This window comes from Bacillus sp. XB1 (assembly GCF_053557995.1).
The window spans coordinates 1,180,125-1,204,168 of record NZ_JBNRIL010000001.1 but is presented as its reverse complement, the minus strand read 5'-3'; the positions used below and the strand labels follow the sequence as shown (position 1 = coordinate 1,204,168).

Here is a 24,044-nt window from a genome sequence, read left to right as displayed (position 1 = left end):
AGATGCTACAATTACAAAACATTTCAGTTGATTATGTAACACCTCACGTTGTAAAGATTTCGTTATATCGTGAAAGACAAGCAAACTCATTATCTTTAGCGTTATTAGAAGAGTTACAAAACATATTAACTCAAATAAGTGAAGAGTCCAATACGCGTGTAGTTATTCTAACAGGTGCTGGTGAAAAAGCATTTTGTGCTGGTGCAGATTTAAAAGAGCGTGCCGGTATGAATGAAGAACAAGTTCGCCATGCTGTTAGTATGATTCGCACTACTATGGAGATGGTTGAACAATTACCACAGCCAGTTATTGCTGCTATAAATGGAATTGCACTTGGTGGTGGTACGGAATTAAGTTTAGCTTGTGATTTTAGAATTGCTGCTGAATCTGCAAGTCTTGGTCTTACTGAAACGACACTTGCAATTATACCAGGAGCAGGTGGTACACAGCGCTTACCGAGATTAATTGGTGTTGGTAGAGCGAAAGAATTAATTTATACAGGTAGACGTATTTCAGCGCAAGAAGCAAAAGAATACGGTTTAGTAGAATTTGTTGTACCAGCTAATTTACTTGAAGAGAAAGCGATTGAAATAGCAGAGAAAATTGCTAGTAATGGACCTATTGCTGTTCGATTAGCAAAAGAGGCAATTTCAAATGGTATTCAAGTTGATTTACATACCGGATTACAAATGGAAAAACAAGCGTATGAAGGTGTAATCCATACGAAAGATCGAATAGAAGGATTACAGGCATTCAAAGAAAAACGCAAACCGATGTATAAGGGGGAGTAAATATGTTAGACCAAAAACAACAATCTAATTCATTTGAAGAACGAGTTGAAACAATTAAACAAGGCGGGGCACCGAAATATCATGAGCAAAATAAAGCAAAAGGAAAATTATTCGTTCGAGATCGTTTAGCGCTTCTATTTGATAATGGCGAATATGTAGAAGATGCATTATTTGCTAACTGTGAACAAACAGGCTTACCTGCGGATGGCGTTGTAACGGCAACGGGTAAAATACATGGTCGTACTGCGTGTGTAATGGCCAATGATTCTACTGTAAAAGCTGGATCATGGGGATCACGCACAGTTGAAAAGATTTTACGTATTCAAGAAACAGCTGAAAAACTACGTGTTCCGTTATTTTATTTAGTTGACTCTGCTGGAGCGCGTATTACAGATCAAGTAGAAATGTTCCCAGGGCGCCGCGGTGCAGGAAGAATCTTCTATAATCAAGTGAAGTTATCAGGTAAAGTTCCTCAAGTATGCTTGTTATTTGGACCTTCTGCAGCTGGTGGTGCGTATATTCCAGCCTTTTGTGACGTTGTAATGATGGTAGAAGGAAATGCATCTATGTATTTAGGATCTCCTCGTATGGCTGAGATGGTTATCGGTGAGAAGGTAACTTTAGAAGAGATGGGCGGAGCTCGTATGCATTGCTCTGTATCAGGATGCGGAGATGTTTTATGTAAGACAGAAGAAGATGCGATTAAACAAGCAAGACAATACATTTCATATTTTCCAAATAACTACTTAGAAAAGACTCCATTGGTTACACCTCAAGAACCGAAACAATTCGATAAAACGTTAGAACAAATCATTCCAGAAAATCAAAATGCTCCTTTCAATATGAAAGATCTCATTAATAGAGTTATTGATGAAGGTTCATTCTATGAAGTAAAAAAATTATTTGCTCAAGAGCTAATTACAGGCTTAGCACGTATTGATGGTAAGCCAGTTGGTATTATTGCAAATCAGCCGCGTATGAAGGGCGGCGTATTATTCCATGATTCAGCTGATAAAGCTGCTAAGTTTATTAATTTATGCGACGCATATCATATTCCATTATTATTCCTTGCGGATGTACCAGGATTTATGATCGGTACAAAAGTAGAGCGTGCTGGTATTATTCGCCACGGTGCAAAAATGATTTCTGCAATGAGTGAAGCGACTGTACCGAAGATTTCTATCGTTGTTCGTAAAGCATATGGCGCTGGTTTATATGCGATGGCAGGTCCAGCATTTGAACCAGATTGCTGTCTGGCATTACCGACAGCTTCTATTGCGGTAATGGGTCCAGAAGCTGCGGTTAATGCTGTATATGCAAATAAAATTGCAGCTTTACCAGAAGAAGAGCGTGCTAGCTTCATTGCTGAAAAACGTGAAGAGTATAAGAAAGATATTGATATATACCACTTAGCATCAGAGATGGTGATTGATGGTATTGTTCATCCAAACAATTTACGTGAAGAGTTAAAAGGACGTTTCGAAATGTATATGAGTAAATATCAAGTATTCACAGATCGTAAACATCCTGTATATCCAGTTTAAAAGCCCTATTTAGGGCTTTCTTGCTCAAAAAGTTAAGGAGGGGAAAACATTGAAACAAGCAGTTTGGTTTCCAACAGAAGAGTACAAGGAAAAAACACGTTTATATGGTTGGATGAAATCATTGGGATATGAAGACTATGAAATTTTTTATAATAAATCTATTGAGGAAACAGCTTGGTTTTGGGGAGAGGCAGAAAAAGCAGTAGGCTATCAATGGATGAAACCTTATACAGAAGTGTTAGATTTAGAAAATGGTACACCGTTTGCACAGTGGTATAATGGCGGAACATGTAACGTTGTAGAATCAGCTTTATCCCGCTGGCTTGCGGATGAAGAGACGAGAATACAGCCAGCACTTCAGTACGAAGGGGAAAATGGAACTTCAAAATCATTTACATATGAAGAGCTTGACAACTGGGTAAGCCGTGTTGCAAATGGTTTGAAACACGCGGGTATTGAGAAAGGTGACCGTGTAACAATTTATATGCCGATGATTCCAGAAACAGTTGTTGCGATGCTAGCTGTAATGAAAATCGGAGCAATTATTTCACCAATATTCTCAGGCTTTGCGTCTGATGCAGTTATGACACGTGTGCAAGCGGCAGGTTCAAAAATGATTATTACCGCAGATGGATTTTCACGTCGCGGTAAAATTGTTTCTTTAAAAGATGAAGTAGATAAAGCTTGTGAACATTGCCCAACTGTTGAAAAAGTTGTTATCGTTCGTCATGCAGGAAATGATTTTACACCACATAACTATGACTTTTCGTGGAGTACGCTAGAAAAAGAAAAACCATTCATACATGCAGAGGAAATGCAAAGTGATGATCCATTGATGCTCATTTATACATCAGGAACGACTGGTAAGCCGAAAGGAACAGTACACACGCATGCAGGATTTCCTTTGAAAGCAGCTTTTGATGCAGGATTTGGAATGAATATTAAACAAGGTGATCGTGTATTATGGGTAACTGATATGGGCTGGATGATGGGGCCGTTTCTATTATTCGGTTCACTCATTAATGGAGCAACGATGGTTATGTACGAAGGTGTTCCAGACTTCCCAGAAGCAGACCGGTTATGGGAGACAGTTGATAAATATGAGATTACTCATCTAGGTATTTCGCCAACGTTAATCCGAGCATTAATGGCAAAAGGTGATGAGTATGTCAATAAACATTCTTTAAAGAGTTTGGAAGTATTCGCATCAACAGGAGAACCTTGGAATCCTGATCCATGGATGTGGCTGTTTGAAACAGTTGGAAAAGGAAATGTTCCAATCTGTAACTACTCAGGTGGAACTGAAATCTCTGGTGGGATTTTCGGTAATGTTCTTATTAAGCCAATCGCACCGATTAGTTTTAACGCATCTTTACCAGGAATGGCAGCTGTCGTACTGGATGATCAAGGTAAACCAATTCGAGATGAAGTCGGAGAATTATGCTTAGAGAAACCTTGGGTAGGTATGACGAAAAGCTTCTGGGAAGATGATGAACGTTACGTGAACACATATTGGTCACGTTTTGAAAATAAATGGGTCCACGGTGACTGGGTCATTTACGATGGTGAACAATATATCATCACAGGGCGTTCAGACGATACGTTAAATATTGCAGGTAAACGTATTGGACCTGCTGAATATGAATCTATTCTTGTGAAACATAACGATGTAATTGAAGCTGCTGCAATTGGTGTACCTGACGAAGTAAAAGGTGAAGTTTGTCATTGTTTTGTAGTATTAAGAGATCATGTAACATTCACAGGAGAATTAAAGAAAGAATTAATGAGTTTAGTAAACTCTCATATTGGAAAAGCGTTGTGTCCTAAAGACATCCACGTTGTAGAAGATTTACCGAAAACACGTAATTCTAAAGTAATGCGGCGTGTTATTAAAGCAGCTTACTTAGGAAAAGAATTAGGTGATTTGTCTTCACTTGTAAATCCTGAAGTAGTTCCGTTTATTCAGGGGTTACAGTCTAGTAAATTATAAAGTTAGAAAGGATCTCTGTATAAATAGAGATCCTTTTTTATGTTTATAAAAAGAAAAGAAGTGAATTTGATGAAGAAGAAAAATTCTACTATTAGTGTTAAGTATGTCTGTTTTATAGTTTTTATTAAAATACGATACTGTGGCATGTTTATTCATTGGAGTAATTAAATTTTGTTAAGGATGAAATTCAATAAAAGCGTTATTTTAATAGGCTGTTACGAAATTTAATTTGAAAGGCACATCCAAATGATAAAAAAAGAGCACTATAAAATCAGTGCTCTTTTTATTAGAAATTGCTTAGTTCTTAAAAATAAAATCATTACGGACAATTCACAATGGTAATAATGACGCTAGCCATTGTTCCAGGAGAATCAAGAAGAGAAGCAGTAACGGTTACTGTTCCAGGCCCATTAGCGGCTAGAAATACAGCGGTAAAGTTACCTGAGGCATTGGTAATGACAGCAAGAGGAACCATGAAAGCAAGAGATGGGTTACTAAACGAAAAACTGACCACTACCCCTGGAGTAGGAATACCGTTTACTAATACTTGACCCGAAAAAAATAAAGTATTATTTCCTTGAGTGGATACACATGCTGTGGTTTCGTTAGAAGTCAAGGTAATAGATGCAGGTCCAGCAGGAAGATTAAATCCAGTTGGTCCAGTTGGTCCAGTTGGTCCAGTTGATCCAGTTGGTCCAGTTGGTCCAGTTGGTCCAGTTGATCCAGTTGATCCGGTTGGTCCGGTTGATCCGGTTGGCCCAGTCGGTCCAGTTGATCCGGTTAATCCAGTAGCTCCTGTAGAACCGGTGGGACCGGTAGGGAATTGAAAAGGTTGAACAGTTGGAAGTGTAGGTCCAATAGAACCGGGATTAAGTGCAGCAAAAGATAAAAACTCGTCCATTATTTATCACCTCTAAAAATCGTATTACTAATAGTAAATGTAATGATAGAGCAAAGTGAAACGGACAAGCGGTTTTATTTTAACAAATTAAACAAAGTAGTTATATGATAGAAAGAGAGATTAGTATGATTCCTTTAGAAATTAAATATAAAAAGGCGATTATCTTCAAATCGCCTTTTAGGTAATGCCGTGTAATTTTATTCAGTTATTTGAAATATAGTTTCATTCGGTTTGGAAAATCCATACAGTTTCCTTGCGAATTTTAAAATTTCTTCTTCACTACTTGTTAAAGCCTTGACATCCTTGTTAAGGGAATGACCATCCTTCTTTACAGAAGATAATTTTTGTTGTTCCGTATTAAGTGTGATTTGTTTTTCTTTAATCATTTCTTGTTGGTTATTCAGAGAATATTGAAGGACAAAAATTATAGGTAATATAAAAGCCAAAGTAGTTATAATACGGCGTCTTGTTTTTTTTATACTACCTTGTTGGGTATTAGGATTCACTTGCTGTGAGGGTATATTAGGATTTGATTGGTGTGATGATACTTTTGGGATGTTTCCCATTAAAATGCCTCCATTACTGATTGTCGAATTTAAACCGTTTAATAGTATTATAAATGTTCAATAAGGATTTTAGAAGATATTTTAATATAGGTGAGTTTTGTAAAGTTTAAACAAAATCTTTATTTAAATAAAAGAAACCCCGCTTGTCTCTGGGGTTTCTGAAGGCAATGAAAGTACTCGACTAATTAAAGATTCCATGAATTTTTTGCTGAAAATACTGGTGAATTCGTCTGAAGTAATGAGGGCATCTAAAGCTTTATACGTACGTGAAGTAATTAAAAATCGATTTATAAGAGTTAGCTTGTTTTTTCTTAATAGCCCACCTAATCAGTAAATACATATGTCTGTTGAAATCTTTACGTGTTCATTGATAAAAAACTGATTATATTCAGTCAGCTTTTTGTATAATACATTCTAGTATTTATCGGTTCCAAAAGACATATTCTTTCCTTTAAGTTGGCATCGAAAATATTACCAATTTTTCCTTTTACAATGGCAACAAATAAAGAAACATTTACAACGACACTTATTTCGTTTAGAACTCCAATCATCATCACGATGACACTTTTCTTTAGATTTCCACCAATCATCATTACAATGTTTTTCCTGAGAACTCCAATCGTCATCACAATGACACTTTTCTTTAGATTTCCACCAATCATCATTACAATGCTTTTTCTGAGAACTCCAATTATCATCACAATGATGTTTTTCTTTAGATTTCCACCAATCATCACAACAATGCTTTTTCTGAGAACTCCAGCAATCATTTTTCCAGGACATTTATTTCTACCTCCTTTCAATAGTGTTCATATTATTCTATGTTTTAATAAAAAAATTGCTTGTTTATTAACCTACTATTTTATCTTTATATGATAGAGTGTCTTCTACTCGATATAGAGTTCATACAAACTATGCTAATTTTTAAGAGATAGTGGAGGGAACTACTACTAGTTATGGTATTTTTTAATAAACATTTGTTGAAGAAAGCGTTCTGATTACAAATAATATCTTATTTTCGAGTACGCTTTTTTGAATGTATATTTCACAATAACAAAGGAAAAATCCACAAATAAAGTCTATGTATATGTGAGTTAATGGGAAAATCTAGTGCGTTTTTAAGGAGCGTCTTATTTAAAAGAAAAAAGGTTTGTTTTAGAAAGCGGTGTCTAAACATTAAATGGAGTAGGACTAAATTCACGGCCGCTCATTAAACAAGCTTTTAATTAGGAGAGGTCTGTTTTTATAATGAATAATGAAAAGAAGGTTTGGTACAATTGCTTGTTTTTTTCTTTTTATGCGTTTGCCTCGTACCCTTTTAAGCTAGTGGACATACTTTACTAATAGAAATGATTAGGGGGTGAGGTATTGGGTTCTCGATTTAATAATTGTAAAAAGAAGTGTACATGTAAACAAGATGATTGTTGGGAAGTATTCGAAGAGTGTAAAAAAGAACAGCATGAGAAATGTGATAATTCTTGTGTACAAGGAATTAGAGATGAACTTAAGAAATTAATTAATCGAACAGTTCAAATTAACACAGAGGGACGTACTTATGTAGGTACTGTTTCGTCTGTAAGTTGTGATGTAGTTAAGCTTGCGGCTATTCCTGGATCGGTTGGAGTAATTATTTCCATTTGCAAAATTGAAGCAATTTTCCCACCTGTTACAACGGTTACGGCTGACTTTGATTTTAATGGTATTGATGTAGCAAACAAGGCATAATTATGCTGCTTTTTTGTAAAGCCATTCACATGAATGGCTTTATTTTAATTTCATATAAAAGGAGAATATATTCTTTATATAGAAATAAGTTTGAGGTTATAAAACATGATGTACGAAAGGAGCAAGGAAGTGATTAAACTAGAAACCTTTAAAAAATCTGATTATAAACAATTAATAAATTGGATTAATTCCGAAGAATTTCTAATACAATGGTCAGGTAATGCCTTCACATTTCCTTTAGACGAACAGCAATTAGAGAAGTATATAGAAAGTGCAAATACATTCGCTTTCAAAGTGGTAGATGAAGAGACTTCAGACGTTATTGGTCATATTTCGCTTGGGCAAATAGATAATATTAACAAGTCCGCTAGAATTGGAAAAGTATTAGTTGGTAATACGAAGATGAGAGGACGTTCTATAGGAAAACATATGATGAAAGCAGTACTTCATATTGCTTTTGACAAATTAAAACTACATAGAGTAACTCTTGGTGTGTATGATTTTAATACATCGGCCATTTCATGTTACGAAAAAATAGGGTTTGTAAAAGAAGGCTTATTAAGAGAGTCAAAAAGAGTAGGAGAAACGTATTGGAATTTATGGGAAATGAGTATGTTAGAATATGAATGGAAGAAGTAGCAACGATAGTAATTTATAATTATATTATGTTAACGAAAGGGTCTTGGTGGGTATAGTGGATAATAAAACAAAAATAATTTCAATTGCAGCTGTTTCGGGGGGAGGTAAAACTACAATTACAGAAAGATTAAAGCATAAGTTTAAAAACTCAAAAGCTTTATATTTTGATAGTTATACATTTGATAACTGTCCTGCTGATATTTGTAAATGGATTGATGATGGGGCGAATTATGACGAGTGGGTATTAACACCATTAATTCATGATATTGAGCAACTTATACAAAATAATAGCTTAGACTATATTATTATAGATTATCCTTTTGCAAACTTAAATAGTGAGATGCGAAAGTTCATTGATGTAACTATATTTATTGATACGCCTTTAGATATTGCGATGGCTAGAAGGATTTTGCGAGATTTTAAGGAAGGTACAATAGATGAAATACATAATGATTTGGAACATTACATGACATATGCGAGAAAAGCTTATTTAGAGGCAATTCATACTGTTAAGCCAAATTCAGATATCATATTGGATGGTTCTTTATCTGTAAGTGAAATAATTAATCACGCTGTAGAGGAACTTGGCCGAAGAGAAGTGATTGTCAATGGTTAAATGTATAGAGGAATATATACAAGTTGCTGATTTTAAAATGTATACGAAAATATTCCAAGGAAAGAAGCAGCAGCCTGTTATTATATTGGAATCAGGTTATGGTGATTATTCGAAGGCATGGAATCAAACTGCTGAAGAACTGACGGAATATGGTACGATACTTACATACGATCGGGCTGGATTAGGCAAAAGCGGGAAGAGTTCCAAGAAACGTATTAGTTCTGAAATGGTAAAAGATTTGAGAACATGCTTAAATCTTTTACAACTGAAGCCACCTTATATTTTTGTAGGACATTCTTTTGGTGGTATAAATGCACGTTTATTTACTGATTTTTATCCTGAAGATATGTTGGGAATAGTTTTGGTTGATTCGACACCAGAAAATTATAAAGAAGCATTTTTGCCAATCATGTCTCCAGAATTTCAAGAAGCTTACTATAAACAATTTGTACATGAAAGTTCTTATGAAGAGTTTATGTTTAGTCTGGGTGAAGCAGATAAATATTGTCAGTTGACGAGAGATATTCCACTCGTCGTGTTAGCTGCTGGTAAAAAAGCTTTTTATTCGCAAGATGCACAAATAAAATGGTTACAATTGCAAGAAGAATTATTACGATTATCAAACAAAAATAAACTAATAATTGCAGAACAAAGTGGTCATTATATTCAAAAAGATGAACCACATTATATAACAGATGCTGTTAGGTGGATAATTGAAGTAAGGGAGAGATAAATGTGTACACTTTATTTCAATATAATTGGCAAGTAAGAGATGATTGGTTTAAGTGGTGTGAACAACTTTCAGAGGAAGATTTACTTTGCAAACTGGGGGTATGTTAGAAACATTATTTCATATTGTAGATGTAGAGTATAGTTGGATTAGTGCTCTTCAAGGATAAGAAGATAGAGAACAGCAATTTAAAGATTATCAATCGATTCAAAAAGTGAAAGCGTTATTTAATTTATATAAACGAGAACTTGAAGTTTTTTTGCAGTCATAATTATCTAGCCTAGAATGCTAGCACACTTAAAATAAGACGTATAAAAAGTTAATCATTGTGTGCTTTGATTATATAATGTCGGCGAAATAAATAGTGTGAAGGACAGCTATCTTAACAAGTGTTTCATGTAACGTTCATATACTTTAATTTTTTATAATTAATTAAATTTGAATTTTGTTTGTTGTTAAGAAAAGGTGAGAAGAAAATAAAAAAAGAGGGCTAATGCCCTCTTTTTCTTTTAATTTGGTAATTAATCACAGATTGGTATCCCAAGCACTCTTAGAGCTAATGCTACTTGAAGGGAAATCTCTAATCTAGCAATTTCAATACCAGCTACTGAAAGAACTAAAAAAGGTTGTCCGTTTACAAATACAACGCAACTATCCATAGTTAAGCCTCCTTTCTAGTAATCTACTACAGTATATGAATAGAACTTTAATATGTAATAGTTCAATTGTTGGATTTAATAGAATTAATAGATTAACCCATTTAAACTAAACAAACGAATACAACGAAAGGAAACAGAGATGGATGTATGCCTCAAAAAACATAGGTTTTAAGACATGTAATGGGATATGAAATTCATCATATTGGTCAGCTATCTATATGGGCGAGGAAGTTAAACTTGCAACCAGTTTCAGCAAATTTGAAGAGGATGATAGAATTAAAAACCGACTTGCATCTCAAATGCAAGTCGGTTTTATATATAAGAAGATTTCTTAATTGAAATCCTCGGATTTTTTCTGACGTATATGTAAAAACATTAAGGTGGTAATGATTAAAAAAATCATTATAGTTTGTATAATTAAATTTTTAAACTGAAGTAATATTGTCCAGGATGTAAGGGCGTCTTTAAAAGCTTGGAGTGCAGAGTACGAGGAAGGATCAAAACCATACTGTAGTAACTTTTTTGTTTCAATAAATGAAATGTTTTCTTCATCTGCATCTAATATTACTGAAATTAGTCTAGTATCTCCAAGTTTTGCTGTACTAACAAAACTATAATTACCGTTAGTTGAAAAACTAGTTTGTAAGCCATCAACACCTTGAAGTTTAATGTTTTCATTAAGGGAATATATCATTTTATTCGTATTGAAAACTTGGGAATCTTTGAAGGTAAATTGGTAAGAGGTTAGTTTCGTAATATTCAATACATCTGGAAAATCTTTTACTAATCGTGCTGCTAGTTTAGCTGCATCTATCGCTGTTGTAGTTGATTGTTTATTTGTATCATTATTAATTCCAGTAGAGTTTAGAAATGGAGATGGTTGTAATAACTTTAGTTCTTTTGCTTTTTTATTCATTAATATTGTAAAGTTATCTTCATTTCCAGCAATGTGTTCTGCTAGAGCGAGTGCAGAACGATTATTCCCTGCCAGTAGCAATGCATGAAGTAAATCACGAACCGTTGTTTTATCATTCGATGTTACTTGTATAGGGCTTGTTTCTACTCGGAAAACTTCGTTACTTATTTGTACGAAGTCATCTAACTGTATTTTTCTATCATTTAGTTGCTCCAATACGATATATTCCGTCATTAATTTAGATAAAGCAGCTGATTGTATCGGAGTTTCTTCATTTTTTTTATAAACAATTTCACCTGAATTAGCATTTATTAAAATAGCTGATTTAGCTTGAATAATCGGACCATTTACATAAAGATAAAAATATAAAACGATAAGTGCAGTAATAAAAAAAGATAATAATAAAATAGCGAATTTCTTTAAGAATTGCATAAGCGATCCTCCTATTATGACATCAATACTAGTATTGTAAAAAGGAATGCTTAATTAGGAAGAAAGAAAAGATAAAGAATTTCTAAAGAATTATAAAGGATTATTAAATTTTGGGCATTAATGGAAAAAGTTCAATTTCTTATATGATAAGAAATTGAACTTTTTATTTATAATATTAACATTTGTATGGGAGTAGTTTTACAGTGAATGTTGTTTTTTCATCATCACTATATACTTCAATTGTTCCTTTATGCAATTCGACTATACTTTTTGCAATAGCTAATCCAAGTCCAGATCCACCAGTGTTTGTAGAGCGAGATTTCTCAACGCGATAAAAACGTTCAAAAATATGAGGTAAATCCGTACTAGGAATAGGTTGTCCGTAATTTGTTATATCAATTGTAATCATATTATTGCTTTCATAAGCAGTAAGGTCAATATAGCGACCTTCGCTTCCATAAGCGATAGCGTTTATAATAAGATTTTCAAACACACGCACTAATTTTTCACCATCAGCTAATACCATGAGCTTTTGAGATGGGAAAGAAGGTCGACATTCTATATTTGCTTCTTGAAATTGTATACGGAATTGAACAGTTAATTGTCCAAGTAACTCTACTATGTCAATAGGAACAGAATACAAGCTTAACTCTTTATTTTGAACACGTGTATATTCGAACAAGTCATTCATTAATGCATTAAGACGAGTTACTTTATCGTAAATGACTTGAATATAGTATCGCAATTCTACTTCATCTCTATAATTATCATGATGGATTAAATTTACGTATCCAACTATAGAAGTAAGGGGAGTGCGTAAGTCATGTGATACATTTGTAATAAGTTCACTTTTTGCTTGTTCCGCTTGTCTTTCTTCATCAATGGAGACTTTTAATTGTTCAACAATTTCATTGACCCCGATTGCTAATTCTTCTAGATAATTATGATTTACAATAGAAACTTTATGATTGAAGTTTCCATTTGCAATATAACGAATTTCTTCTATCATTTTTTTAATACAAGTTTCATAGTAAAGTTTTTTCTCGTGGCGATAAAAAATGTAAAGATAGGATGAAAAAATAGAAAATAAAAACAAATAAGATACAATCATCATCCATAACGATTCTTTAATCCCTTTATACTTTTCATAACCAAAAATTCGAATGAATTCTTTACCGAGTTCAGTTAGAGTAAGTGAACTCTCAATTACACTCGTAACGAGGCGATAAATAATTAATTCAGTAATAGGCGTGAGTGTGATAGCTAATAAGAGCCAAAAAATAAGTTTCCATTTAGGGATATCTTTTAATATATCAAATGCTTCATTTCTCAATTTTATAGCCAACTCCCCAAACAGTGTGAATAAATTTCTCTCCATTTATTACTGTTTCAAGTTTATCCCGTAAGTTGCTAATATGGACCATTACAGTCTTATTTGAACCGTAACCATCTTCATTCCAAACGCGTTCAAAAATTTCTTCTGAACTAAATACTCTTCCTGTATTACTTGCAAGCAAATATAAAATATCGAATTCAATAGAGGTTAGTTTAATATACTCTCCATTTACTTTAACAGTATGATTATGTTTGTGTATTTCAACAGAGCGAATACGAATAATACCATCTTCATTCTTTTGCGAAGTAGCGTTTTGGAAAGATGATCTTCGTAATAAAGCTTTCACTCTTGCTACTAATTCTAATGGATTGAATGGCTTGATCATATAATCATCGGCACCTGTCATAAGACCTAATATTTTATCCATATCTTCTGCTTTTGCACTAAGCATTAGAATTGGTACAGTATTATTTTCACGAACTTCCTGACAAACTTCTAATCCGTTTCGCTTTGGCATCATAATATCCAAAATCATAAGGTCAACTTCATATGTAGAAACCTTTTGCAATGCTTCATCGCCATCATAAGCTTTATAAATGTTATAGCCTTCATTTCGCAAATAAACAGCAAGTAATTCAACAATTTCTTTATCATCATCAATAATTAATATGTTTTTATTCATTGTGTAGTTCCTTTCCTTACAAATCATCAACATTACTATAATATCAAACATTTATGTACTTGTAGCGATGATTCTGTATAAAATTTCATGTAACGTATTAAAAAGGAGTAAAAAGATTAATAACGAATATAAAATAACGAGGATATTTAGATCCTACATTATAATGAAAGTTAGTTATAAGGGGGATTTTCTATGTTATGTAATGATATATATTCATTTACTCCAACTGGAAAAATAGAAAATGATATTAAAGCTTTTCTACTAAAATATAATAAAGAGTTTACATATAAACATTCAATTCGTGTGGCAAATGTGGCAAAAAAGATTGCAGAAAAGTTTCACGTAGATAAAGAAAAAGCAGCAATTGCAGGATATTTACATGATATTAGTGGCATTTTTCCGAACGAGGAGCGGATTGCAGTTACTGAAGAATTTGATGTAGAAATAGTGGAAGCAGAAAGAAAGTTTCCTATGATCATTCATCAAAAACTATCGAGAGTAATCGCAAAAGAAATATTTAAAGTAGAAGATGAAGAAATTTTAAATGCAATTTGTTGCCACACAACGTTGCGTAAACATGCAACGAAGATGGATTTAGTATTATTTGTTGCAGATAAAATAGAATGGGATCAAAAAGGGACACCACCATATTTAATAGAAATAAAAAAAGGATTGGAAAAATCTTTGGAAAAAGCAGCTTTTGTATATATTTCATATTTGTGGGAAAGGAAAGATACATTGAAAGTTATACATCCATGGCTAGAAGAAGCATACTGGGATTTAAAAGGAATTGTACAGTAGAAAGGACAAGGAAATGCAATTAAAAGAATATATGAATCAAACATTTCCAGGAGTTACATTAGTACCCTACTTATATTCTTAGTGGGAAAATCATTTACATTTTGATTTTGGAAAAGATAAATATCAAATTGTAGAAGGAACCGACAATTTAAATACGGAATACTTTTCTCAACTATATACATATAATAAATTCTTATTTGAAGACATATTTTCAAAAGAAGATGTAGTGTTTGTAGTGACAAATGTTTATAGATTTAAAAAGGAAAATATAAAAACTCCACAGAAAATAAATGTATACAATAAATATATTAAGAAAAGAGATTTAAGGTTTCATATAAGATAAGAAACGTTACCGTTCTTATTTGAAGATGAAGAAGCAGATTTATATTGTACATATCATTTTTCTTTAAAATGCCTTGCGGAACATATTAAATATGAATCGCTTATACAAGTTGCTAATCATGAGGATTTCTTTGATTTATATCCTCGATTTGGACGAAAAAAAGAAATTTCTTATCCAGATGTATTTCTCATAAATGCAACGAAAGATATTGTCATGTTTATGTATGATGATAGAGGATGTGAAGTAATTGCGAAGAATAAAGAAATAATACGAGATTTATATAAGAAATACAAAGAATGGATTCCAGATTATGAACGAGAAAGTATAGATAACTTATTTAAATGACAATAGGGGAAGTGAAGCGTGTAATGAAACGTATTGCAATTGTATCTGCATGGGAACCAGAACTGACGTATTTGCATCAACATTATCCAAGTGAACGTGTTGAAAAAAGAGCAGCTTGGGAATTTCATTTTCATACTATTAATGAGCTGGAAATTATATCAGTTGTTACTGGTGTCGGTAAAGTAAGCTGCGCTAGTTGTGTACAATTGTTAATTAGTGAGTTTCAGCCAGATGAGTTGTTTATGACAGGAATATGCGGAAGTTTATCAAACAAGGTGAAAAACGGTCATATTGTAGTCGCACTAAACGCAATACAACATGATGTTACTGCTGCTGGTTCAGGAGAAGATGTTTTTAATTTATATAACGGTAGAACAGCACCTATTGAAACAACAAAATCACTTGTAAGAAGAATAAAAAAAATACGATCGTATGATCCGATACATTTCGGTACATTTTTATCAGGAGATCAACGTATTCGTAGTTCAGAAATGAGATATTTACTCCATACCGTATATGGAGCATTGGCAGTTGATCAAGAAGTAGCAGCTTTCGCCTATGTATGCCAAATAAATAAAAAACCATTTCTCTGTTTAAAAGCTGCTTCAGATCAAGCAAATGATAAAACGAAAGAAGAACAAAAAATCTTTAAAATGCTAGCATGTGAAAGAGCATGTGAGCATTTAATTGCTTTTTTACGTGTTTATGAGGTTAATGTAGTAAATAATAGATAGTTTGTTATAAAACAAATCAATAGTGAGTTATATGTAGGGAAATGTCCGCTCATTTCAAATTAAGAGCTGAAATTTATAATAGATGGAATATATTATATGGGTACACGTTGAGTTTAATATAAGCAGTTGGAGGGCAATTTTATATGATTCAATATAAAAGGTGTAGTGAAGTAAATATTGATTTAGTATATGAAGCTTTTAAAGATGGATTTTCAGATTACATTATTAAGATGGAGGTTTCAAAAGAGGATTTTATACAACGTTTTTTGGGACCAGAAGGTAATTTGCTAGAACATTCTTTTCTTGCTTTAGAAGAAGGCAAATCTGTTGGCGTAATACTAGGTGGCATAAAGGATTATGAAAGTATAAAGACTATGCGCTGCGGAACATTAGCGGTTCATCCTAATTACCGCGGTATTGGTGTGAGTCAAAAATTATTTGAACTGCATAAAGAAGAGGCGATTCAACATGGATGTAAGCAACTTTTTCTCGAAGTCATTGTAGGAAACGACCGAGCGATTCATTTTTATAATAAGTTGGGCTATGAAAAAGTGTACGATCTTTCTTATTATAATTTAAATGATTTGACTAAAATAAAGAATAAAGTTTGTAAGGATATTGAAGTAAAACAATTAGAATTTCCAACTTTTAAAGATGAAATTCAGAAATGGTTAAACTTCCATATAAATTGGCAAAATGATATTGATTATATTAAAAAAACAAATAATGTATTTTATGGTGCATATGTTGATAATGACTTAAAAGGCTCTCTATGCGTAACTGAACAAGGTAAAATTAGTTTTATTTTCGTAGACAAAGGTTATAGAAATATTGGTGTTGGGATGAAATTATTACAAGTAGCAAGAGAAGAATTAAATTTATCAAGTTTATCAATTGGGTTTCCTAACAATAATTTATTAGAGGGTTTTTTTAAGAAATGTGGATTTGAAAAGAATTCTTTAGCGCAATATGAAATGTATTTATTACTCTAAGAGCGGAAAGATTTATTCTTTTCGTTTTTTATTTTGCTGTTATGTTGGTAAATGCTCCGCAATTATAATTTATAATGAGAGGGATTTTGTTTATCCTTAAGTTATTTTTTTAATTGTCAATTTCTTGCTAATAATTTTCTTTGTATAATATTCTAATTTTATGTAGAATAGATACGATGGGAGGGGATGAAAATGAATAATGGATTAAAGTTTAAGATTTTTGAATTGCATTGTCTCGTTCAAAAGACTTATTCTGATATTAAAATAGCATGTGATATTGCTATTTATCAAGAAAACACTTCTAAATATTTAATTTCATTAGGATTTTTAAATAAATCATATATGACTTATATAGAAGCAAAAAGATTCTATCGCGAAAATGAAGAGCTTGTAAGTGTAGAATTTGATAATTTTTTTGATATGTATGATAAATTAGAAAATGAATTAAAACAAGTTATTTCAACTGAAGATAAAAATCCTTCATCGCTACATAACAGATTTGATCAGTTTCAGCAGAAAGTTGAAAATATAAATGACCTAATAAAAGTATTGCAAAATGCTCGTTAATGAATGCTTTTTTCTTTTTTGTATAGAAATTATGTATTAAAAACATTTTAGGGATATTATATATTGAAGAGGTGGCTTTTGTAGATTACAAAAGTCATCTTTTTATGTTAGGAATAGATTGTATACATTTTAGCAGTTTCATATAAATAATAGAAATTTATACGAGGTAAATACCATGGGAAATAAAAAAGAAATAGCTATAGTTGCATTAACAACAGGATTTGTTTTAACAAGTGTAACACCATATGGAGTAGGTCATGCAGAGGAACCTGGTCAAATGCAAGTTGAAATTCAAGAGGATTCATTCCGTACAGGTGATCTTACACAACCATCAAAAAAGGCGCCAGAGAATGTAGTGAAAGATGCACTTAAGGAAAATACGGAGCATGCTTTGTCTCCAAAACAAGTTAGTGCAGAAACAGGAGTAGATTACAAGGTTCTTCAAAAACGTGGTTCTTATGATGGAACTACACTTGTGCGCATGCAACAAATATATGAAGGAAAAGAAGTGTATGGCCACCAGTTAACTGCTCACGTAGATAAAAAAGGTATTATTAAAAGCATTTCAGGAGCTAGCGCACAAAATTTAACACAAGAAGATTTAAAGAAACCTATTAATTTATCAAAAGAAGAAGCGAAACAATATATTTATAAAAAGTACGGAAACGACATTAAATTTATTTCTGAACCAGAAGTTAAGGCGGTTATTTTTGTTGATGAAAATCATGGGCAGGCTAGCAATGCATATCAAGTTACATTTGCTGCTACAACACCAAATTATGTATCTGGAACTTATTTAGTGAATGCTCATAATGGCGATATGTTAAAAGATATGGTACAAGAATCAAGTTTGAAAATAAGTGAAGAGTATGTTGAATCCGTTAAGGAAAATAAAACTAGCAATTTCACATCATTAACTGGAACAGGAAAAGATGATTTAGGCGTAACTCGTACATTTGGTATTTCTAAACAGACCAGTGGGAATTATGCGCTTGCTGATTACACAAGAGGGCAAGGAATTGAGACATATGATGTAAATTATAGAGATATTACAAATGAAGAAAGTTATTATCCTGGCATACTAGCAACTAGCGCTTCAACAACATTTAATGATCCAAAGGCGGTAAGCGCTCATTTCTTAGCAACAAAGGTATATGATTTTTATAAAGAAAAATATAATCGTAATAGTTTTGATAATAAAGGAAAAAAAGTAGTTTCAGTTGTACATGCATGGGATTCTGGAGGAACAAATGATCCTGAAAATTGGGAGAATGCATTTAGTACTAATATTAATAACATCAGTATGCTTTTATATGGAGATCCTATGGTAAAAGCGTTCGATATAGCCGGTCATGAATTTACACACGCAGTTACATCAAGTGAATCTAACCTTGAATTCTCAGGAGAATCTGGGGCAATTAACGAGGCATTATCGGATATTATGGGAACGGCTATAGAGAAATACATAAATAATGGGGAATTTAACTGGACAATAGGAGAACAAACTGGATCGACTTTTCGTAATATGAAAAATCCAACTGCAATTAATTTTTCAGAAGGACTACCGTATCCTGATGATTATAGTAAATATAATGATTTAAATGGAGAGGATTATGGAGGCGTACATTTTAATTCAAGTATTATTAATAAAGTTGCATATTTAATTGCACAAGGTGGTACTCATAACGGTGTAAATGTAAATGGTATTGGTGAAGATAAAATGTTTGATATTTTCTATTATGCAAATACTGATGAATTAAACATGACTTCTGATTTCTCTGAATTGAAATTGGCATGCCTTAAAGTCGCAGCTAATAAATATGGAACGAACTCAATTGAAGTTCAAGCAGTCCAAAATGCTTTTGATGCGGCAAAAATTACAGGAACGGTGAAAGAAAACGAAAAAACAGCAGAAAACCAAGCTCCAGAGTTAACTGTACCGTTTACGATTACACTACGTGTAGGTGATACGTTTGATCCAATGAGAAATGTAAAAGCTGTTGATAAAGAAGATGGTGATTTAACAAATAAAGTAAAGCATAAAGGCGATGTAGATACTTCAAAACCAGGTACATACATTGTGGAATACCTGGTTGTTGATTCTCAAGGGGGGAATGCAACGGCTACACAGACTGTAATTGTAGAGGGAAATGGCGAAACATCAGATTTAGAACCTAAATTAACAGTGCCTGTTGGAGCGACAATTCATGTAGGAGATTCATTTGTTCCAATGGCAGAAGTATTAGCTATCGATAAAGAAGACGGTGATCTTACTTCTAAAATCAAAGTTGATGGTGAAGTAGATACAAATAAAGCCGGTACTTACGTATTAAAATACACAGTTACAGATTCAAAAGGCCATGAAGTAACGGCGAAGCAAACTGTAACGGTCAAAGTTAGAGAAGAAGTTAAAAATGATAAACCAATACTAAAAGTACCTGCTACAACTTCAATTACTGAGGGTGATCAATTTGATCCGTTGGTAGGGGTATCAGCTACTGATAAAGAGGACGGTGACCTTACTTCTAAAATAGCGTATGAAGGAACTATAGATACAACTAAAGCTGGTACTTATGAAATAATATATAGTGTCAAAGATTCCATGGGTAATGAGGTAAATACGATACAAAAAGTATTAGTGAAAGATAAAGAAACTAGCAAAGCTAATGGCCTTGCTAATAAGGCAAATAAGAGTAATATCTCTAACAACAGTAATAGCGATAAAAAAGAATATACATATAAGGAGCTTCCAAAGACGGGTGTAAGTACAACTAACAGTGCAGCAATCGGCATATTGATGATTATTACAGGCACAGTACTCACTTTTGTTCGCAAATTTAGAAAGATACAAAAATAATAGTAGGGATCATTCGTTTGAAGAAAAGAGTTCAGTATTCAAAAGAAATAAAGTAGAAAGTAAATAAAACGAAATATGGATTTTTTACTTATTAAGATTTTAATAGTTAAGCGGTACATTTGGCTTTTATAAAAATTTGCAGTTGGATACTATTCTGTCTACAGAACTATATTACATATAAAACACGTTACTATTCTCATTAAAATAAAAGAATAGTAACGTGTTTTTTAATTTGAAAATAGTATAAATCCTATAGCTCATGAATATAGGAGTACTTCTAATTTGCCATTGATAAGTTACTGAAAACACTTTGTTTTAATGGAAGTGTCACTCTAAATGACAACATGAGATTTTCGGTATTTACCAGGTGTTTCATTGGTGAATTTTTTAAAAATTTTAGTGAAATAACTTTGATCGCTAAAATTAAGCGAAGCGCATATATCTGATAAGGGATAGGTGGTGAAAGTTAATAATTTCTTTGCTTCTTCGACTCGTTCACGTTGAATGTACTCAATTAATGAAATACCGACTTCTTTTTTAAATAATATAGATAAATAATCTGAATTCACATTTGCAAATTTAGCAAGTTGTTTAACAGATATTGGATTGTAAATATTTTTAAAAATGTAGTTTTTACAAATAGCAATAGTCTGTGAATGTTGCTGTGTTTTTTGTGCCTTTACACGGTCTGCAAAGGTACAAAAAGCATTTTTTAATAAATCCCAAACAGATTCTTTGTCTTTTAAATCTTCTGTTCTTTGAATATGCAAATCATAAATTTTGTAAGCAATCCCAGATGGAAGTCCCCCTTTTATCGCATATCTAGTAGCGAGCGTGATGGATGAAATACAAATGTTTTTATGACGTCTTAATTGATGGAATGAAGATAAAGATGAAAGAGTCTCTTGTTGGAATTCGTAATAATATTTGAGTACGGTTTCTTTATCCCCGTCTTCTATAGAACTAAGTAGTTGCTGCTCTATATATAAATTATGATAAATGGATTCTTCTTTTTGCATTGAAATATATACATCTTCGTTTAAGATGCTGCTATGACTTATATGAAGTGAGTCACTGTTATTTGAAAAGGTGCTTACATCTGAATTTTTTTTATAGAGAATGTTATAGAACAATATCGCTATATTTACAAAGAAATTTTGATCTTTGACTGACAATGAAAAATAATGGTCTCTTGTTCTTTTATAATTTGGAATAAAATTAAGGTTACTATCCGCTTTACTTGTAGAAAAATTTACATGTGTCAAGGGCCCAATAATAACAGTACCGTTCACCATATAATCGCTCTTTATGTGAATTAAAATAAAGTGCCCTAGATATTCGTGAGTTCTGAAGATGGGGGAATTATATGTATCATTTCTCTGAAAAAGCATATGTAACTGTTCTATTTTTGATGTATATAACGAATGTGAATCATTTTTGGATTTAAATTCTAAAAGAATATTTTTGTTACAATCTAAAAAACAAACTGGAATTTCGAAAGATTGAAAAAACATATTGCAAATGTACTCTATCTCAACTAGACTGAGTTTTTTAGTCATATTCTTCCTCCTTACAGTTATGCGTAATAGTTAAATAAACATATATTCCTTTTTCATAAGTAGATACGGAAAACCTTTATCAATAAAAAATATAAATAAAAGTTATAAACTTCTAAGAATAATACCATAATTTAACATGAATAGCACATATTATTTGAATATACAGGTAATAGTTTTGGACAGTAACGTAAAATATGAATCGTCACACTTATTTGTTGGTTATTACTTATATGTATTAAAAAATGATTAAGATTGGATTTTAAATAGGGATAGGAAGTGAGATATGAATAGATTGACAGTAAGTGACTAGTCGAAATTAGCAGTGAAAGCTATTATGTAACAAATGTAATGATTCTTGAAATAGGGATATACGTGTAATTTAGGGGAGAAAATTACATATATCATGTGGAGAGACAACGTAATAATAGAAGATAAGAAAAGTGAATAAGTGATTGTAAACAATGGATTGTTGGACGACTATGTTTTATGTTATTCGTTTAAATCTGATACTTGGCACACTATTGCTTTTAAGAAGGTAATAGTAATAAAGAAATTTTTAAAATGATAGAAGTAGTAAAGGGGATAAGAGAAATGAAAAAAATATTTAGTGTGCTTTTAGTGTTATTCTTAACATTTTCTACATGGTCTAGTGTATTAGTAAAGGCAGATTCACCATCTAAAGGTACTTTAACGATTCATAAGTATGAACAAGAAAAAGATGGAGCGCAGGGACTAGAAGGTGACGGTTCTGCAAATCAAGAGGTGCCAAAAGATGTGAAACCATTAAAAGGTGTAACGTTTGAAGTGAAAAGGGTTGCTTCTTTTGAAAAAATTTCAAACGATGGGAAAATCGTAAAAGAAGACGTGAAACCTGTAATGGGAGCCACTCCAAATCAAGTAGTAACAGATGATAACGGACAAGCTGTATTAAAAGATCTTCCGCTAGGACGTTATGAGGTGAAAGAAGTGGCAGGACCTCCACATGTTAATCTAAATCCCAATACGTATACAGTGGATATCCCATTAACGAATAAAGAGGGTAAGGTGCTAAACTATGATGTTCACATGTATCCCAAAAATGAGATTAAACGTGGTGCAGTGGATTTAATAAAAACTGGTGTAAATGAAAAAGCATTAGCAGGTGCAGTATTCTCTTTATTTAAAAAAGATGGTACAGAAGTGAAAAAAGAGTTAGTAACAGATGCTAATGGTCATATTCGCGTGCAAGGATTGGAGTATGGTGAATACTATTTCCAAGAAACAAAAGCTCCGAAAGGCTATGTAATAGATCCAACTAAACGTGAGTTTTTTGTTAAGAACTCCGGAACAATTAATGAAGATGGAACTATTACTTCTGGTACAGTAGTTAAAATAGAAGTGAAAAACAATGAAGAACCAACAATTGATAAAAAAATTAACGGAAAATTGGAAGCGTTACCGATAAATCCGTTAACTAATTATAATTATGATATTAAAACATTAATTCCAGAAGACATTAAGGAATACAAAAAATATGTGGTAACAGATACTTTGGATAATCGTTTAGTGATTCAAGGAAAGCCAATCGTGAAAATTGATGGAGCAGAAGTAAATGCAAACGTTGTTGAGGTAGCTATAGAAGGTCAAAAAGTAACAGCTACAGTAAAAGATTTCACAAAATTAGATGGTAAAAAAGAATTTCATTTGCAAATTAAATCCCAAGTAAAAGAAGGAGTACCATCTGGTTCGGAAATTTTAAATACAGCAAAAATACATTTTACAAATAAAAATGATGTAATTGGAGAAAAGGAATCTAAACCTGTAGTTGTTATTCCGACAACTGGAATAATTGAGTTAACAAAAATTGATAGTGCTAATAAGAATAAATTAAAAGGTGCAGAGTTTGTACTTAAAGATAATAATGGAAAAATAGTTGTCGTAGCAGGAAAAGAAGTAACAGGTGTATCAGATGAAAATGGTGTTATTAAATGGTCTAACATTCCATATGGAGACTATCAAATTTTTGAAACGAAAGCACCAACATATACAAAAGAAGATGGTACAAAAGCATCTTATCAATTATTAAAAGACCCCATTGATGTAAAGATTAGTGAAAATAATCAAACGGTTAAATTGACGATTGAAAATAATAAAAGTGGATGGATTCTTCCGGTAACGGGTGGCATAGGAACGACTCTTTTTACTGTAATAGGCCTTACGTTAATGCTTACAGCGGCATTTGTTTTCTTTAGAAAAAAGTTTGCTAGAAATTAAGATTTTAGGAACATGTAACTATGGGAAAAGGGGAGAAGCAAAATGCTTCCCTCTTTTCGATATTTA

At 32.5% G+C, this 24,044-nt stretch carries 22 protein-coding genes and 3 pseudogenes; 17 read left to right on the top strand and 8 right to left on the bottom strand.

Going from position 1 to position 24,044, the window contains the following annotated elements; all coding sequences use genetic code 11:
• Positions 1 to 2: 2 nt before the first annotated feature.
• The 5 genes from ACK1U5_RS06120 to ACK1U5_RS06100 all read left to right on the top strand — a co-directional run bounded on the left by ACK1U5_RS06120 (position 3) and on the right by ACK1U5_RS06100 (position 5,152).
• A complete protein-coding gene (locus tag ACK1U5_RS06120) occupies positions 3 to 791 on the top strand; it encodes an enoyl-CoA hydratase (protein WP_000939817.1) in 789 nt (262 codons plus the stop codon).
• A gap of 2 nt (positions 792 to 793) precedes the next feature.
• Complete coding sequence (locus ACK1U5_RS06115; RefSeq protein WP_000886742.1) at positions 794 to 2,335, top strand: acyl-CoA carboxylase subunit beta; 1,542 nt, start codon at positions 794 to 796, stop codon at positions 2,333 to 2,335.
• Positions 2,336 to 2,384: 49 nt separating this feature from the next.
• The gene (locus ACK1U5_RS06110) at positions 2,385 to 4,325 is read left to right on the top strand and encodes an AMP-binding protein (RefSeq protein WP_000806459.1); all 1,941 of its coding nucleotides are present in this window, start codon (positions 2,385 to 2,387) and stop codon (positions 4,323 to 4,325) included.
• 335 nt (positions 4,326 to 4,660) lie between these two features.
• Complete coding sequence (locus ACK1U5_RS06105; protein WP_000236249.1) at positions 4,661 to 4,876, top strand: hypothetical protein; 216 nt, start codon at positions 4,661 to 4,663, stop codon at positions 4,874 to 4,876.
• 45 nt (positions 4,877 to 4,921) lie between these two features.
• The gene (locus ACK1U5_RS06100) at positions 4,922 to 5,152 is read left to right on the top strand and encodes a hypothetical protein (protein ID WP_242259184.1); all 231 of its coding nucleotides are present in this window, start codon (positions 4,922 to 4,924) and stop codon (positions 5,150 to 5,152) included.
• Between the two features lie 17 nt (positions 5,153 to 5,169).
• Here ACK1U5_RS06100 and ACK1U5_RS06095 read toward each other — a convergent pair.
• From ACK1U5_RS06095 to ACK1U5_RS06085, 3 genes and pseudogenes are all read right to left on the bottom strand, one after another.
• Positions 5,170 to 5,226, bottom strand: a pseudogene (locus ACK1U5_RS06095) (exosporium leader peptide-containing protein); the annotation flags it as partial.
• 197 nt (positions 5,227 to 5,423) lie between these two features.
• Positions 5,424 to 5,792 carry an FtsB family cell division protein gene (locus ACK1U5_RS06090; protein ID WP_000526886.1) on the bottom strand — a complete coding sequence of 123 codons (369 nt, stop codon included), beginning with the start codon at positions 5,790 to 5,792 and terminating at the stop codon, positions 5,424 to 5,426.
• A 392-nt stretch (positions 5,793 to 6,184) separates the two neighbouring features.
• On the bottom strand, positions 6,185 to 6,595 hold the full coding sequence (locus ACK1U5_RS06085; RefSeq protein ID WP_170925778.1) for a hypothetical protein: 411 nt from the start codon (positions 6,593 to 6,595) through the stop codon (positions 6,185 to 6,187).
• 565 nt (positions 6,596 to 7,160) lie between these two features.
• Here ACK1U5_RS06085 and ACK1U5_RS06080 point away from each other — a divergent pair.
• From ACK1U5_RS06080 to ACK1U5_RS06060, 5 genes and pseudogenes are all read left to right on the top strand, one after another.
• A complete protein-coding gene (locus ACK1U5_RS06080; RefSeq protein WP_000535573.1) occupies positions 7,161 to 7,517 on the top strand; it encodes a hypothetical protein in 357 nt (118 codons plus the stop codon).
• Between the two features lie 105 nt (positions 7,518 to 7,622).
• Positions 7,623 to 8,156, top strand: a complete 534-nt coding sequence (locus tag ACK1U5_RS06075; protein WP_000990086.1) for a GNAT family N-acetyltransferase — start codon at positions 7,623 to 7,625, stop codon at positions 8,154 to 8,156.
• Positions 8,157 to 8,202: 46 nt separating this feature from the next.
• A complete protein-coding gene (locus ACK1U5_RS06070) occupies positions 8,203 to 8,772 on the top strand; it encodes a hypothetical protein (RefSeq protein WP_396125279.1) in 570 nt (189 codons plus the stop codon).
• Positions 8,765 to 9,505: an alpha/beta fold hydrolase gene (locus tag ACK1U5_RS06065; protein WP_000237652.1), complete on the top strand. Its 741-nt coding sequence runs from the start codon at positions 8,765 to 8,767 to the stop codon at positions 9,503 to 9,505. The genes ACK1U5_RS06070 and ACK1U5_RS06065 overlap by 8 nt, the downstream gene beginning before the upstream one ends.
• Positions 9,506 to 9,507: 2 nt before the next feature.
• Positions 9,508 to 9,767, top strand: a pseudogene (locus tag ACK1U5_RS06060) (DinB family protein); the annotation flags it as partial.
• Positions 9,768 to 10,023: 256 nt separating this feature from the next.
• Here the strand turns inward: ACK1U5_RS06060 and ACK1U5_RS06055 are convergent.
• From ACK1U5_RS06055 to ACK1U5_RS06040, 4 genes are all read right to left on the bottom strand, one after another.
• Entirely contained in the window at positions 10,024 to 10,161 is a 138-nt protein-coding gene (locus tag ACK1U5_RS06055) for a DUF3956 domain-containing protein (RefSeq protein ID WP_000376554.1), read from the bottom strand.
• 331 nt (positions 10,162 to 10,492) lie between these two features.
• Positions 10,493 to 11,509 carry a D-alanyl-D-alanine carboxypeptidase family protein gene (locus tag ACK1U5_RS06050; protein WP_001160043.1) on the bottom strand — a complete coding sequence of 339 codons (1,017 nt, stop codon included), beginning with the start codon at positions 11,507 to 11,509 and terminating at the stop codon, positions 10,493 to 10,495.
• A gap of 175 nt (positions 11,510 to 11,684) precedes the next feature.
• Positions 11,685 to 12,842: a sensor histidine kinase gene (locus ACK1U5_RS06045; protein ID WP_001243309.1), complete on the bottom strand. Its 1,158-nt coding sequence runs from the start codon at positions 12,840 to 12,842 to the stop codon at positions 11,685 to 11,687.
• Entirely contained in the window at positions 12,832 to 13,527 is a 696-nt protein-coding gene (locus ACK1U5_RS06040; protein ID WP_001038807.1) for a response regulator transcription factor, read from the bottom strand. Before ACK1U5_RS06040 ends, ACK1U5_RS06045 begins: the two co-directional genes overlap by 11 nt.
• A gap of 192 nt (positions 13,528 to 13,719) precedes the next feature.
• Between ACK1U5_RS06040 and yqeK the strand changes: the two genes are divergently transcribed.
• From yqeK to ACK1U5_RS06010, 6 genes and pseudogenes are all read left to right on the top strand, one after another.
• Positions 13,720 to 14,328 carry a bis(5'-nucleosyl)-tetraphosphatase (symmetrical) YqeK gene (gene yqeK / locus ACK1U5_RS06035; protein WP_113710695.1) on the top strand — a complete coding sequence of 203 codons (609 nt, stop codon included), beginning with the start codon at positions 13,720 to 13,722 and terminating at the stop codon, positions 14,326 to 14,328.
• Positions 14,329 to 14,341: 13 nt separating this feature from the next.
• Positions 14,342 to 15,016 (top strand): annotated as a pseudogene (locus tag ACK1U5_RS06030) (DUF3885 domain-containing protein).
• Entirely contained in the window at positions 15,013 to 15,750 is a 738-nt protein-coding gene (gene mtnN, locus ACK1U5_RS06025; protein WP_001987381.1) for a 5'-methylthioadenosine/S-adenosylhomocysteine nucleosidase, read from the top strand. Before ACK1U5_RS06030 ends, mtnN begins: the two are co-directional and overlap by 4 nt.
• 143 nt (positions 15,751 to 15,893) lie before the next feature.
• Positions 15,894 to 16,742: a GNAT family N-acetyltransferase gene (locus ACK1U5_RS06020; protein ID WP_000617062.1), complete on the top strand. Its 849-nt coding sequence runs from the start codon at positions 15,894 to 15,896 to the stop codon at positions 16,740 to 16,742.
• Positions 16,743 to 16,934: 192 nt separating this feature from the next.
• Positions 16,935 to 17,309, top strand: coding sequence for a hypothetical protein (locus ACK1U5_RS06015; RefSeq protein ID WP_001059023.1), 375 nt, complete (start codon positions 16,935 to 16,937; stop codon positions 17,307 to 17,309).
• 175 nt (positions 17,310 to 17,484) lie between these two features.
• Positions 17,485 to 20,166, top strand: a complete 2,682-nt coding sequence (locus ACK1U5_RS06010) for a M4 family metallopeptidase (RefSeq protein WP_069604905.1) — start codon at positions 17,485 to 17,487, stop codon at positions 20,164 to 20,166.
• A 332-nt stretch (positions 20,167 to 20,498) separates the two neighbouring features.
• Here ACK1U5_RS06010 and ACK1U5_RS06005 read toward each other — a convergent pair whose 3' ends face one another.
• Positions 20,499 to 21,725 (bottom strand): AraC family transcriptional regulator, encoded by a 1,227-nt coding sequence (locus ACK1U5_RS06005; RefSeq protein WP_069604904.1) that lies wholly within the window; start codon positions 21,723 to 21,725, stop codon positions 20,499 to 20,501.
• A 591-nt stretch (positions 21,726 to 22,316) separates the two neighbouring features.
• Here ACK1U5_RS06005 and ACK1U5_RS06000 point away from each other — a divergent pair.
• Positions 22,317 to 23,978 carry an LPXTG cell wall anchor domain-containing protein gene (locus tag ACK1U5_RS06000; protein WP_000719305.1) on the top strand — a complete coding sequence of 554 codons (1,662 nt, stop codon included), beginning with the start codon at positions 22,317 to 22,319 and terminating at the stop codon, positions 23,976 to 23,978.
• Positions 23,979 to 24,044 lie beyond the last annotated feature (66 nt).